This is a genomic window from Pseudoalteromonas marina (assembly GCF_000238335.3).
GTDB classification, from domain to species: Bacteria; Pseudomonadota; Gammaproteobacteria; order Enterobacterales; family Alteromonadaceae; genus Pseudoalteromonas; species Pseudoalteromonas marina.
In genome coordinates this window covers 583,677-598,279 of the sequence record NZ_AHCB03000012.1, presented here as the reverse complement: position 1 = coordinate 598,279, position 14,603 = coordinate 583,677, and the positions used below count along the sequence as shown (strand labels likewise).

Here is a 14,603-nt window from a genome sequence, read left to right as displayed (position 1 = left end):
GCACTCGGAAAAATTACTCGCTGAGCTCCTAATTTTCCGGTGAGCAAGGCGTTAGGCGAATAGGAGATAAATTGGAAGATTCATGGAAGCCCAAAGCTTGGCTAAGTATTTTTTACGGTTTGGTAATACAGCCTTTCACATTTTTGTATGTTAACAAAGCCAAGTTGTTTTGGTTTTACTTAATTTTGATTATATTTGTTACATTAATCGATACCAAGCTGCAGGCTATTGATGATACCGAGTCGTGGCATCATAATATTTATTTTACTTGGTTGTTTTTAATCATTTGTCCTATTCATGCTTATCTTATTTGTCGGGGGTACGACAAAGGTCAACGCAAGAAGTGGTACGCTGGTTGGTTGGCTACGTTAGTATGTTTTGTCATGTTTTTTGCGTTCTTATCTTTAGTCAGAGCTTTTATTTATGAGCCATTTTCTATCCCGGCAAGGTCAATGAGTCCCACTTTAAATCCTGGTGATCAAGTTATAGTGAGTAAAAGTGGATTTGGAAACTATAGATATTTTGGGTTACAAATAGTCAAAAAAGCACCATCTAAAACACTTAAAAGAGGTGATGTGGTTGTGTTCCAATATCCACAGAATCCTCAAATTGATTTTGTCAAAAGGGTTATAGGACTGCCTGGGGATACTGTTATATACCGTGACAAAAGTATCTTTATTAAACCTTCTTGCATGGATGAATCGGCAAATTGTCCTGGATTTACAGAGGTAGCGAAAGAATACAAATTCACTGACTCGGGAGCTGGTTCGGAGCATGAGTATTATAAAGAGTCGCTAGATAATGATTCATACGTTATTAAATTGAACAGTAATCAGAAAGATTTATCCGAACGTTACTTTTATCAAGTTGGTACTCAAACAGATGAATGGTTAGTGCCAGATAAGCACTATTTCGTATTAGGTGACAATAGAGATAATAGTCTAGATAGTCGTTACTGGGGATTTGTGCCTGAGAGCAATATCATTGGTAAAATAGCGTATGTTTGGTAATTCGCCTAACAAACGCAGGCACTGGGACAAGTTTTTCGCTGCGCTCCAAACAAGCCCGTGCTGCGGGCGTTAGATATTCAGGGAAGGTTTGAGTTTGTTTAATCTATTAAAATTTATAAGTATCGTTTTACAAGGCTTTTTACTCTTATCATTATTTAATTTTTTTTCAGGTTTATATTCCGCATTTCTAGAATTATCTACAAACGATCCTAAATTAATAGCAGGTCATTTATCATCAGGCATCGTGTTTTCTCTTATACAAATAACTCCTGCTTTAATCGGTCTAATTATCAGTGTTTGGTTATTGAATAAAAATCATAGCTCCAAGTTGTTTGTTATTTACTGCAAATACTTCGCGTATCTGTGGCTTTTATTTATTCCTATTGGTACATTTCTAGGTATTAAGCAACTAAAAAGGTTAAAGAATACCTAACAAGTCGCTTAAACGGGAAATGAACATCGTCGAAATTAATGCAATGATATTAGCCTTAGAATGTGGGGCTTTAAAAATAAATAACGTCACAGAGTGGGTGGATTCATTGATCTTAAAAGCCGATGAACCTGATATCCGATTATTTGATGTATCGGTTTCAAAAAATACTAATGATGCCGTGTTAGCGCTCCAAGAGTTTGGATTATCTACTGACTCGAAATTAGTCGCAAAACAGGCCTTTTCGATATTCGTAAAAGCATTAGAAAACAACACTACTACCTACGAGAAAGTATCACAGAAAATTTATGAGATGGCTTTTGAACCAAACATCTTCATTCCAGATGAACAAGCCGAAAATCAGATGATGAGTTTTTGGGACTCGCTAGATATTGCCAATGATGGTATTTACGGAAATCCCGTAGAGATAAAAATGGAAATGTTAGCTTTTTTGAAGCAGTATGAAAGCTAACAAGCAAATTAATCAAGACAAATAACAATTGGGTTTACTCCTGCTTCGCTTATTTTAATCAATTGTTATTTGGCATTAGCTATACAAGGAAAGTTTGGTGTTTGATCGGATCAAAAAAACAATGTCTAAAGGCATTTGGCACTCATTAGCAGTAATAATAGTAATGCTCATTGCTGGACCAGAAATTATAGTGAGCATGGAACTCATGGCAATGGTAGAGCTGCTTGGAGCTTCAACATTCGTTTTAATGTACGTTTCAGGCTTAAAATTGTTTTTTACAAAAGTTTTGCTTAAATATAAACATTTCGAGCGCCACTCATTTTTATTTATACCTTCGCTATCAAACCTAAAGCAAATGCCTTGCTTAGCTATACACGCAATACCAGAGAGAACATTTAGTATCTGCTTTGTCGGTTTCATGATTGTCTGCATGTCACACAATTACATACACATGCTTATCTGTGCATATTATATCTAACGCACTCGTTAAAACGGAACTTGCTCCTCACCCGTTTTAGTGGACACCTCCTCATCACTTTGAGGAGGCTAAAATGCCTAGATATACCCAATCTAGAAAGACATATTTTTACCCCGTTAATTTCAAAATCAAAGCAGTCAAACTAAGCTTACGAGACGATGCAATATCACAGGACGTTGCCGAGGCGTTAGGTATTCATCTGTTTATACTAAGTACTTAGCAAAAAAATATCTAGTAGGTATTTTACTGTGTCGAATGGCACTAATTTATCGGACTTGCAATAGTAACTTTACTGCCACCTACACTCACGCATATTTACTTTGTCGTTTTTAAAAAGCACACCTTCTGATAATAACTTTTGACGCTGTTCTTGGTACTTGTTACTGCCTACAGGGAACGATATTTTACCTTGGCTGTTTACAACACGATGCCATGGAATAACCGAATCACTTGGCATTATTTTTAATAAACGCCCAACTAAGCGTGAGTTTTGCGGAAATCCAGCCAACGTAGCAACTTGACCATAGCTTGCTACTTTTCCTGCTGGGATACCGGCTATTACAGTATAAATAAGGGTTTCTTTTTCAATATCCATTTTTATCAGCGTAAGCCTTACTTAGTTGTTTAAATTGCTCCCATACAGTGCGTGCCACAGGGCCATGATGAATAGCATGCTGCCTAAACGCTCTTATTTGTGCGCTAAATTTATGTTCGCGGTCTGTAATATGGATTTCTTGTAATAAGCCTGCTTTTATTTCAGGTTTGCAATGCTCTAGGCTCATCATTGCCCATCCGGCCCCTGAAAGTAAAAACGACTTTAAAGTTGCTACGTCGTCTATTTTCATCATTGCAGAACCTTTAGAGTAAGATAGCCTATCGCTGTCTATACTTAAATCGCTTTCAAACATAGCTAAACACGGATAGGTTTGTAATTGTGTGTATGTTAACTGTTGGGGTAATAGCCCTTTAGCACTTACTATACCAATGTCGAGCTTACCTATGGGCACGCTTTCTAAGTCACCTGTAGCATGAAATAAATCAAACCAGGGGCCAATACCTAACTCTGCTTGCCCACTATTAACTTGTTCTAATGATACAAACCGTTTGCCACTGGTAATACAAAACTCTGTGCTCGTAAACTGCCTAAAAGTATTACTTATGATCTTGTTATAACTTTGTTTATGGCAGAGCTGTTCGTAACAAATTTGATATTGGGGTTCATTTCCTAACGAAAGTTCTTCTGCGAGTTTGGCAAGCTCGTCATTTGCATGTAGTAACTGTTGTGCCTCACGATGAAAAATACGTCCTTTTTCAGTAAGCTGTAACCGGTACTTAGTTCTATCTAGCAGCTCAAAGCCTATTTGCGCTTCTAAGTTTTTTATAGCCAACGTTAGCGCGGGCTGTGTTTTATGAAGCTTTTGTGCAGCACCGCTCAAACTTGCGCTTTGCACTATGGCATCTAATATTACTAATTGATTCAGCTTCATATACCGCCTCAAAACATTATAAGTAAAACTTATTGAGTCTCTAAAATTTAATGAATTTTATTTTATATGTTTGCAGCGTATCCTGCACTTAATTATTTTGCCAATATTGCAACGGAGAAGACATGAAACTCTTTCGTCTATGTTTACTAACAACGACCCTACTTAGCTTAATTGCCTGTTCTGAGCCAGAACAACAAGTTAAAGAAGAGCCCATCCGCCCTGTTAAGCTGTTCAATATTGGCCATGACTCTCAAATCAATATTCGTAGTTTCCCTGCTGAGGTGGTTGCAAACCAAGGATCTTACCTTGCATTTAGGGTAAACGGAGAACTTATAGAGTTTCCGGTTCTTGCTGGTGAACACGTTGAAAAAGGCGATTTACTAGCCAAATTAGACCCTGAAGATTTTCAACTCCAGTTTGATGAACGTAAAGCACGTTACGAACTAGCAAAATCGCAACTGAGCCGAATTGAACAATTATTCGAGAAAAAAATTACCAGCCAATCTGAGCTCGACCAAGCAACCGCCAATATGCAAATTGCTGAGTCGGCATTTAAAATTGCTGAAACCAACCTAGAGTACAGTGAATTGCGAGCCCCTTTTGCAGGCACTGTTGCCAAAGTGTTTGTAAAGAATTTTGAAAATATTCAAGCTAAACAAAATATTTTGCGCCTAGAAACGCGCGATTTAATGGATGTAGAAATTCAGGTTCCTGAAAAAATAGTGGCACGATTCAAAAAAGGCACTGATTACCACCCTACTGTTAAATTTGATGGCTTTGAAGATAAAGAATACTCGCTCGATATTAAAGAATGGGACACCCAAGCCGACCCAGCAACACTCACTTATAAAGTGGTGTTTTCGTTACCCGTGCCTGATGACTTTAACTTACTAGCAGGTATGACTGGCCGCGTTTTAATTGATTTAAGTAAAGTAACACGTTCGCAGGTTGCTTACACAATACTCCCTATTGAATCGGTTTTTTCTGATCCACAAGAAGCAATTAAAAATAATGCCTATGTTTGGCTTTATGATGAAAATACCGGCCAAGTCCATAAGCAAGCTGTTGAAGTTGGCCAATTACACCATGATGGCATAGAGGTACTTAGCGGTATAAAAGAGGGCCAAATTGTGGTGTCTGCGGGTGTTCACTCGATTGAAGAAGGCATGAAAGTTCGTCCATGGAATAAAGAGCGAGGCTTATAATTATGAGCTTTGCACAATTTTCTATAAAGAAAAAAGTAATTAGTTGGATGTTTGCCCTGCTGCTTTTAATTGGTGGTAGCGTATCGTATTTTGATTTAGGTCAGTTAGAAGACCCTGAATTTACACTTAAACAGGCCATGGTTATTACCATGTACCCTGGCGCATCACCGCAGCAAGTCGAGGAAGAAGTTACTTTTCCACTCGAAAATGCAATTCAACAGTTACCCTATGTTGACCACGTGACTTCTATTTCATCCAACGGGAAGTCGCAAATTGCCGTGGAAATGAAGAGCACTTATCGAAAAGAGCAACTTCGCCAAATTTGGGATGAAATGCGTCGTAAAATAAACGATCTTTCTCCGTCTTTACCCAGTGGTGTTTACCCAAGTACAATTTTAGATGACTTTGGCGATGTATATGGTGTTTTATATTCTGTTGTAGGTGACGGCTATTCTTACGATGAACTAAAAGACTACACCGACTATTTAAAGCGTGAACTGGTATTAGTTAAAGGAGTAAGCAAGGTAACGATTGCAGGTGAGCAACAGCCGCAAGTAATGGTAGAGATATCTACCCGTAAATTAGCCCAACTTGGTATTGCACCTAGCCATATATTTGCTTTGTTACAATCTCAAAACACGGTGTCTAACGCAGGTAAGATTAGAGTGGGCGATGAGTCGATTCGTTTTCATCCTACCGGCGAATTTAAAGATGTTAAAGAGCTTGAAACTCTGCTGATTTCTAAACCTGGTGCGAGCGAGCTTATTTATTTAGGTGATGTTGCCGAAGTATTTAGAGAGTACGCTGAAGTACCCACTAATGTAATTAGATATAACTCTGAGCAAGCGCTATTAATTGGCGTATCGTTTATGAATGGCGTTAATGTGGTTGATGTAGGTAAACGTATTGATGCTCACTTAGCAGAACTTGAGTACCAGCGCCCGCATGGTATTGACGTGAATGCTGTATACAACCAACCAAAAGAAGTAGAAACCTCGGTAGACGGTTTTATTGTTAGCCTGCTAGAAGCCATTGCGATAGTAATTGTGGTACTCCTTATTTTTATGGGCCTTAAAAGCGGTATTTTAATAGGCGGTATTTTATTACTAACGGTTTTAGGCACCTTTATTTTTATGAAGTTGTTTGCCATAGACTTACAACGTATATCGTTAGGTGCGCTTATTATAGCCCTTGGTATGCTGGTAGATAACGCCATAGTGGTTACCGAAGGAATTTTAATTAACCTAAAACGTGGCCAAACCAAACTCAAAGCCGCAGTTAACATTGTGGAGCAAACTAAATGGCCATTGTTAGGTGCAACTATTATTGGTATTACTGCGTTTGCGCCAATTGGTTTAAGCTCTGACGCAACCGGTGAGTTTGCGGGCAGCTTGTTTTGGGTGTTGTTTATATCGCTGTTACTTAGCTGGATAACCGCCATTACTTTAACTCCATTTTTTGCAAACCTTATGTTTTCAGAAAATGAATTTAAAAAAGATAAAAACACCGAAGACGATTCAGATAGCGACCCATACCAAGGGTTTATTTTTACAGGCTATAAAGCGCTATTAGATTTAGCAATGCACTATCGTAAGTCAACAATAATCCTCATGGTTGTATTACTGTGCAGTGCCGTAGTGGGGTTTGGTTCGGTTAAGCAGTCGTTTTTCCCTGCCTCAAACACACCTATGTTTTACGTAGATTACTGGCAACAACAAGGTTCGGATATTCGTGCCACACTAGATGGCATAAAGAAGCTTGAAAACTATTTGCAAAAAGAAGAACTTGTAGAAGAAGTAACAAGTACAACCGGGCAAGGTGCGCCGCGCTTTATGCTTACTTATGCGCCTCAAAAGTCTTACTCGTCGTATGGACAACTTATTATAAGAGTAAAAGACCGCGAAGCAGTTGCGGTTGTTATGCAAAAGGTCCGTGATTATTCTCAAAATACACCGTTATCAGCTCAACTAAAAATAAAGCCTATGGAGATTGGGCCTTCTACTGATGCAAAAATAGAAGCCCGCTTTACAGGACCTGACCCTGTCATTCTTAGAAAACTCGCAGCTGAAGCTGAAAAGCTTATGGCTCAAGATGACGGCGCATTTAATATTCGTAATGATTGGCGTGCGCGAACCAAAATGATTCGTCCACAGTTTAACGAGCAAAAGGCACGACGCTTAGGCATAAGTAAATCAGATTTGGATGATGTGCTGCTTACAAGCTTGTCGGGTAAACAGGTGGGTGTATACCGTGATGGTACTCAATTACTGCCAATTATTGCGCGCTCCCCTGCTAATGAGCGTCTTAATGTAGATAGCGTTCATGATTTACAAATATACAGCCCTGTTTTAGGTGTATTTGTACCAGTAACTCAAGTGGTAGATGAGTTTATTGTTGAATGGGAAGACAGCCTAATAATGCGTCGCGATAGAAAGCGAACAATAACGGTAATGGCCGACCAAAATGTGCTAGGAGATGAAACAGCCGCTAAATTGTTTGCCCGAGTGCGAGGCCCTGTTGAATCTATAGAGCTACCTCATGGGTACTCATTAGAATGGGGCGGCGAATATGAATCTTCAAGCAAAGCTCAAAAAGCTATATTTGGGTCTTTGCCGCTTGGCTACTTAGCTATGTTTGCTATTACGGTTTTACTGTTTAACTCATTAAAGCAGCCTCTTGTAATTTGGGCCACAGTTCCACTGGCAATTATTGGTGTAAGTGCCGGTTTGTTAGCAATGAACGCGCCGTTTAGTTTTATGGGCCTACTTGGGTTATTAAGCTTAAGTGGTATGCTCATTAAAAATGGCATTGTATTAGTCGACCAAATAAACCTTGAGCTAAAAGCGGGCAGCTCACCTTACCAAGCGGTTTTTGATTCTGGGGTGAGCCGTGTGCGGCCTGTAGCAATGGCTGCAATCACTACAATACTCGGTATGATCCCTTTGCTGTTTGATGTGTTCTTTCAATCTATGGCGGTCACAATTATGTTTGGTTTAGGCTTTGCGACCATACTTACATTAATAGTAGTGCCTGTTTTATATACTATGATTTTTAGAATTGAATACCAACCACGTAAATAAAGACATATTGAGTGTTTAACTAAATAAAAATGCCACAGCGTAAACTGTGGCATTTTTTATAACTTAAATAAATACAGTGGTAATTGCTTAGCTTATTTTTTTAAACTTAGCTTAGTGCGAGCGCCTGCTTTATTGCTAGATGCACTATTTGCTTTTGCCGTTTTTGGTTTACCAACATAGGTTGTAGATCGCTTTTGATAAGGTGCATTAGTTCGATTATTTTTTTGCTCATCGCCTCGCTCTTTTTGCTTATTACGACGAGGGTTTTCACCCTGAAAGTCGCGCTTAGGTGATATAGCCGCATTTTTATCAACTTGCTTGTTAGTATCTAACGAGTGCTCTTGGGTTTTGCCTGAGTCAGCAATTGAGTCGTTTATTTGCGCCATTTCAACATCGGATAAATGACGCCATTGACCCACTTTTAACCCTTTTAATGTTACATTCATAATACGAGTGCGCTTTAAAGTCACCACCTCGTAACCTAAATACTCACACATTCGGCGGATTTGGCGATTTAACCCCTGAGTTAAAATGATCTTAAATTCTTTAGGGGCTGTTTGTGTAACCTTACACTTTTTGGTAACAGTATCTAAAATAGGAATGCCGTTGGCCATTTTAGATACAAATTGGCGGTTAAGGGGCTTGTCCACGGTGACTACGTATTCTTTTTCGTGGTTATTACCCGCACGCAAAATTTTATTAACAATGTCGCCTTCGTTAGTTAAAAATATTAACCCTTCAGAAGGTCTATCTAGGCGCCCAATTGGAAATATACGATCGGGGTAATTAACCGCTTTGACAATATTGCTTTGGATTTTACGTTCGGTTGTACACGTTATACCCACCGGTTTATTGTAGGCAATATAAACGCGTTTAGGTGGTGTTTTTAATGGTTTGCCATCGACCAATACTACGTCGGTTGCTGCAACCTTCACGCCCATTTCTGGCGCATTACCATTAACTGACACACGACCTTGCTCAATATATTTATCGGCTTCACGGCGTGAACAAAAACCTGTTTCACTAATAAATTTATTTAAACGTTTTAATTCGGTCATATCACTTAATGGTATTAATTTTTTAGGGTCGCTAGTGTATACCCAAACCACCTAAAAATGCGAGTTATGCCGCCGATTTAATGTCGGTTAATTTGCGCCACAGCACTTCAAGCGGCCCTTGTTTAAAATAACGACTATAAAATAACGTAAATAATAACTGCACAGCAACTAAGCTGGCAGCAACTAACCAGTAATCTATTCTATTAAAGCTAAGTATCCACTCTGGAAATAACACTCTATAAATAAGTAATTGCATAAAGGTTTGGCTTATATACAGTGTGAATGCCATGCGACCCGCCTGCTGTATTAGTTTGCCAAACTGTGGGCTATTATTACAAAACTTAACAATTACATGAATATAAAGCCCAGCCATACACAGAGCAGCGAACATGTTAGAAATTTCTTGTAAACTCATACCCAAACCACCAGTAAGCGTTGATGTGCTTAGTCGTATACTACAAAATATAAGTACACCTAAGGCACACACCCACAACTGCTGATTTGATAGACCTTTGTTAAATATTCCCTCTTTATACGCGTAAATGCCAATTAGCATGATGCCAACGCACATCCACATCGTCATTAGCGGCACTGTGATTAGCATAAGGATATTTATAAAAAGATTTTCATTAAAGTAATCACTGTAATGAGGGCTAAATAACTCAATAAACTTGGCAGAATCACGAAAGCTCTGATCGTCAGGAATAGTGAACAACACTAAAAACGTAACCACCGCCGAGAGCCCAGTAAACTCGAGCCCTCTTTGCAATAGCTTTGGGTTGTCGGTGTCTAGATATTTAATAATAAACCAGCCAGACACTCCATAAACAAACAAAATATCACCAGCCCAAAGTAAAAAGCCATGTATTAGACCAAAAATTATGAGCCAATATAATCTACTTTTTATTTGCGCAGATGATTTAAAGCGCTGCCATTGAATATACAAACCTGCGCCAAAAAGTAAGCTAAACAGCGTTCTAAATCGGCCTTCTATAAACAGTATATTAAAATATTCAATGATGGTGTCGCTTACAGGGGGGGTAGTTAAAGGCACATAACCAAATTCCATAAAACCAAAGGCATAGCCATTCATAAACACTAAGCCAAGCACGGCAATGCCGCGAATAAAGTCCATATTATAATTACGCATTAAAGCTATTTTCCGTTAAATATTATTTTTATAGCTGTCGGCCCAGTCAACCGACTTCTGGTAAAGCTCTGGTAGTATATCACTTTGTATGTTTAAAAATATAACAGCTTGTTCGAGTGCCCACCAGCTGCCGGTTTCGTATGCTTTAACAACTTTTAAAATGTAATACAGTGTGTTTTTTTCTTCGAGCAAGGCTGCTTTTATATCATCCTGAAAAGGTAATTTTTCAACAAGCAAGCTCATTGGTTGATCTAATATAGCGTCAAGAAGCGAAAACAAGCCGGTTAAAAACGCCTCTCCTGACTGATGCTTGGCCACTTTTTTAGCAATCAATTCACAAAAGCGGGCACGTACGACGCACACTTGCATTAACTCTGCAGGCTTTTTACCAGCGGTGTGAGCGGTAACAATTAAACTAACAAACTTTTTTAACCGCTCCTGACCCAAATAAACCAGCGCTTGCTTTAAGGAGGCTATTTTACTTTGTATGGGAAATACGCCGCTGTTAATTAAACGTAGTAATTTATAAGCCAGTGCGGCATCCAATTCAAACAACGCTGCTATTTTGGTTAAATCTGGATTCGGGCTCATTATTTCAGCATATATTGCAACAACTAACCCGTAGTTATAATCAATGTCGTTGTGCTTCATCATGGTGGGTTTTGCAAAAAAGTAACCTTGAAAATAATCAAAGCCCATGCCAGCGGCAACTTCGTATTCTTCCTGAGTTTCTATTTTTTCTGCGAGTAATTTAATTTGTTTGTGATCTTTGAGCTTTTTTATAATAGGGTGAATGTCGTTTAATGGGGTTATGGTTATATCAAATTTTATGAGTTTAACCAGCTTTAAAAAGCGATCCCATTGCGGTTTATATACAAAGTCATCAAGGGCTAAATTAAAATTACTATGAAAGAGCTCTCGGCATAACTCGTAATTTGTATCAGTGGGCTCTATACTTTCAAGAAGCTCTATTACAACATCTTGGCACGGTAAAAAGGCACACAGGTCAAGCTCTAAAGATTCAGGCCCAATGTTGATGAGCGCTTTTTTACCAGAGGTGATATGGCGTGTGCCCAAATTAAGTTGATTTTCCATAATAAGCCTTGCAGTTGCCTGCCCTTCGGCTATATCAGGAAAAAAGTTTTTAGGACTGTCCCTAAAAAGTAGCTCGTAAGCAACTACTTTTTGACGCCGATTGAAAATTGCTTGCCTTGCAACAAATACAGACACTTTACCTACTTTATTTAATTCCATTAATACCAAGTTATTAATAGCGTAAATAATCTAAAATGTCACTTCGCTTAAGTTAAATTAAACAAACTTTATCGATACAAGGTTGAAATGTAATCACTTGCAACCTTAGACCACGAAAAGCGTACTGCTTTAGCATTAGATTTTATTTGCTGCCATTTTTTTGGATGTTGTTTATAAAATGCTAGCGTTTCGGTTAAACATGAAAGCAAAGTATGTGTTTGCTCACGTAATGTTGCACCATTAAAACTAAACCCATTTTGATTGTGTTTTACCGTATCTTTTAATCCGCCAACACTATGTACCAAACAAGGTTGGCCTGCGCGCATTGCCAGCATTTGGCTTATTCCGCAAGGCTCAAACGAACTAGGCATTAAAAATAAATCACCTAATTGATACATTAAATCACCTACTCTTTGCGCATAACCTTTTAAAAATAGTAAATTTTCGTTACGTGCCATGGCTTTTGTAAACAATGCTTCTAGCGCTTTATCGCCAGAGCCTAATATGATTAAACGCCCACCCTGTTCATTAATACTATTACATACTGCGTCTATCGCAAGTTCACCATTTAATGGCTGACATAATAACAATACTTTTTGTTCTGTGAGTCTACCTACGCTTGTAACAATTGGCCCATTATTTGGTGTCGCTTTAAATTGCTTTAATCGTTGGTGCGCAATGTAGTGAACGCTTTCAAGCTGTTCGCTGTTGCTCATCCAAGCAAATAAGCTTTTTTCTGCCTCGTTGTACAACTCGTCCATAACTGCATTTGCAACTTCCAATGCAGGGTATTCACAGCCATTCAAGATGCCGACCACTTTACCTTGATTAGCTGCATTTTGTAGGTCTTGTTCAAGCCCCTCACCACCAAAAAAGCCATCATTGTAATTACTGGGTTTAAGCACTTCTTGGCTGTAGGTAGGCGACACTAAATGAATTTTGTCTGCTAAATTAATGGCGCTTCGCATTGGGTTAAAACAATTTGAATACCTTGGGTCGCACAAGTGTTGCCCGTTGTAACTTAATGATGGAAACCAAGCTTCTAAGCTCGACTCATCGTGCTTAAAAGGCCTTATTCCTTGTAGTGCTAAATTGTGCACTGTGTACGCTAAATGTATATCGCTTAAAGCACTATAACGCGGCTCAAACTTAAGTAAAACAGCAACGCATGCACTATGCCAGTCATGTAAATGCAGCGTACTAGGACGTTTAAGTAGTCCTTGTAATAATGCTTCGCAAACAGCCGCATTAAATAGCGCAAACTTTGTTGCATCGGTTGCAAATGGCCTACCCGGTGCATCATTACAATAAACGCTACCCGATTCACTAAACATTGGGTGGCTTATTACAATTTGAGTTATGTTATTTTTTGTTTGATCCACTTTAAACAAGGTCATTACATGAGATTGAGCATTAAACGCCACGGTTACTTCACCTATGTAATGCCTATTTAATGGCTCAAATCCATAATCTGGGATCACTACATCAACCGATACGCCATGCTTCGCAAGAGCCTTCGGAGCATCACGGACTACATCTGCTACACCGCCTACTTTAGCGCTAGGTAACGCATCGTTCTCTGCTGCAACCATTAATACATGCATTAATTTACTGCTTCCTTTGTTTTAATAAGCTTACCCGCTTTAGGGCAAGCTTGTTTTGCCTAACTCTGTATTAAGCTAGTTTCTTATTTTCTTGTGTTTGACGCTCTAACTTTTTAGCAAGTTCACTAAGCATGTCGCGGGTAACAAGTACAATGCCTTTTTTTGATACCCTAAAACCATTTTCTTCATCTGTTTTGCGGTCAAAACCTATTTCAAGCCCTGCAGGTATTTCACAACTTCTGTCTATTATTGCACGTTTAATTTTACAACCGCGGTTAATAATAGCACCCGGTAAAATAACCGATTGTTCAATTTCACAAAACGAGCGCACATGCACGTTAGAAAATAACAATGATTTTCTTACTGCCGAACCCGAAATAATACACCCTCCCGAAACTGTAGAGTCAAGGGCCATTCCTCGCCTGTCGTCATCATCAAATATAAATTTAGCTGGGGGTAATTGCTCTTGGTATGTCCAAATTGGCCACGCTGGGTCGTACAGATCAAGTTGAGGCTCAGGCATAACAAGCTCCATGTTAGCCTCCCAAAATGAGTCGAGTGTTCCTACATCGCGCCAATATGGCTGACCTTCCTGTTGAGGGTCTCTAAATGGGAATGCAAAAACGTTATGCTCTTCAATAATAGCGGGGATTATGTCATGCCCAAAATCACGTCCTGACCCTTCATTTTCAGCATCTTTCTTTAGTTGCTCAAATAAGAACTCAGTATTAAATATGTAGTTACCCATGGATGCTAAACATGTACCCGGCTTGCCTGGCACTGAGCTTGGCATAGCTGGCTTTTCATCAAAACGACAAACACGGCTATCTTCATCTACTGTCATTACACCAAAGGTATCTGCAGCTTCTTCAACAGGTACTTCAATACAACACACGGTCATATCAGCCCCTTTTTGAACATGCTCAGCAAGCAATGCACCGTAATCCATACGATAAACGTGGTCGCCTGATAAAATCATTACATATTTAGGTAACTCATGACGAATAATATCCATATTTTGAAAAACAGCATCGGCGGTGCCGCAATACCATTCATCACCATGGCGTTGTGATGCAGGTAATATTTCAACCGATTCACCTAATTCCTTTTTAAAGTGCCCCCAAGCTCGGTTTACGTGGCGAATAAGTGAGTGAGATTTATATTGTGTTGCTATACCCACACGCCTAACACCCGAGTTGATACAGTTAGACAAAGGAAAATCAATAATTCTGTGTTTACCACCAAAGTAAACGGCTGGCTTTGCACGCCAGTCGGTCAATTCGTGCAGGCGAGAACCACGACCACCAGCCAGTATTAACGCATACGTTTCTCTAGTTAGGCTACTTATGTAGCGATTTGCATAATTAGGCATACT

General features: G+C 39.1%; 12 protein-coding genes and 1 pseudogene. 5 read left to right on the top strand and 8 right to left on the bottom strand.

The window, feature by feature from the left end; all coding sequences use genetic code 11:
- The first annotated feature begins 71 nt into the window (after positions 1–71).
- Positions 72–1,010 (top strand): signal peptidase I, encoded by a 939-nt coding sequence (gene lepB / locus PMAN_RS18510; protein WP_010556237.1) that lies wholly within the window; start codon positions 72–74, stop codon positions 1,008–1,010.
- A gap of 452 nt (positions 1,011–1,462) precedes the next feature.
- The gene (locus tag PMAN_RS18505; protein WP_010556238.1) at positions 1,463–1,912 is read left to right on the top strand and encodes a hypothetical protein; all 450 of its coding nucleotides are present in this window, start codon (positions 1,463–1,465) and stop codon (positions 1,910–1,912) included.
- A 75-nt stretch (positions 1,913–1,987) separates the two neighbouring features.
- On the opposite strand, the gene PMAN_RS18500 is transcribed toward PMAN_RS18505, so the two are convergent.
- Positions 1,988–2,332, bottom strand: coding sequence for a hypothetical protein (locus PMAN_RS18500; RefSeq protein WP_010556239.1), 345 nt, complete (start codon positions 2,330–2,332; stop codon positions 1,988–1,990).
- A 131-nt stretch (positions 2,333–2,463) separates the two neighbouring features.
- On the opposite strand from PMAN_RS18500, the pseudogene PMAN_RS18495 reads away from it, so the two are divergent.
- Positions 2,464–2,604, top strand: a pseudogene (locus tag PMAN_RS18495) (transposase); the annotation flags it as partial.
- 75 nt (positions 2,605–2,679) lie between these two features.
- Here PMAN_RS18495 and PMAN_RS18490 read toward each other — a convergent pair.
- Entirely contained in the window at positions 2,680–2,985 is a 306-nt protein-coding gene (locus tag PMAN_RS18490; RefSeq protein WP_010556241.1) for an MGMT family protein, read from the bottom strand.
- The gene (locus PMAN_RS18485; RefSeq protein WP_008127847.1) at positions 2,975–3,877 is read right to left on the bottom strand and encodes a LysR family transcriptional regulator; all 903 of its coding nucleotides are present in this window, start codon (positions 3,875–3,877) and stop codon (positions 2,975–2,977) included. Before PMAN_RS18485 ends, PMAN_RS18490 begins: the two co-directional genes overlap by 11 nt.
- A gap of 122 nt (positions 3,878–3,999) precedes the next feature.
- Between PMAN_RS18485 and PMAN_RS18480 the strand changes: the two genes are divergently transcribed.
- A complete protein-coding gene (locus tag PMAN_RS18480) occupies positions 4,000–5,082 on the top strand; it encodes an efflux RND transporter periplasmic adaptor subunit (protein ID WP_008127849.1) in 1,083 nt (360 codons plus the stop codon).
- Between the two features lie 2 nt (positions 5,083–5,084).
- Positions 5,085–8,162: an efflux RND transporter permease subunit gene (locus PMAN_RS18475; RefSeq protein ID WP_010556242.1), complete on the top strand. Its 3,078-nt coding sequence runs from the start codon at positions 5,085–5,087 to the stop codon at positions 8,160–8,162.
- A gap of 92 nt (positions 8,163–8,254) precedes the next feature.
- On the opposite strand, the gene rluF is transcribed toward PMAN_RS18475, so the two are convergent.
- From rluF to glgC, 5 genes are all read right to left on the bottom strand, one after another.
- Positions 8,255–9,220, bottom strand: coding sequence for a 23S rRNA pseudouridine(2604) synthase RluF (gene rluF, locus PMAN_RS18470; protein WP_033035542.1), 966 nt, complete (start codon positions 9,218–9,220; stop codon positions 8,255–8,257).
- Between the two features lie 64 nt (positions 9,221–9,284).
- Entirely contained in the window at positions 9,285–10,370 is a 1,086-nt protein-coding gene (locus tag PMAN_RS18465) for a DUF418 domain-containing protein (RefSeq protein WP_010556244.1), read from the bottom strand.
- Positions 10,371–10,385: 15 nt separating this feature from the next.
- Positions 10,386–11,600, bottom strand: a complete 1,215-nt coding sequence (locus PMAN_RS18460; protein ID WP_033035547.1) for an EAL and HDOD domain-containing protein — start codon at positions 11,598–11,600, stop codon at positions 10,386–10,388.
- A 92-nt stretch (positions 11,601–11,692) separates the two neighbouring features.
- Positions 11,693–13,228, bottom strand: coding sequence for a glycogen synthase (locus tag PMAN_RS18455; protein ID WP_010556246.1), 1,536 nt, complete (start codon positions 13,226–13,228; stop codon positions 11,693–11,695).
- Between the two features lie 70 nt (positions 13,229–13,298).
- A complete protein-coding gene (gene glgC / locus PMAN_RS18450; protein ID WP_010556247.1) occupies positions 13,299–14,600 on the bottom strand; it encodes a glucose-1-phosphate adenylyltransferase in 1,302 nt (433 codons plus the stop codon).
- Between the last annotated feature and the right edge of the window lie 3 nt (positions 14,601–14,603).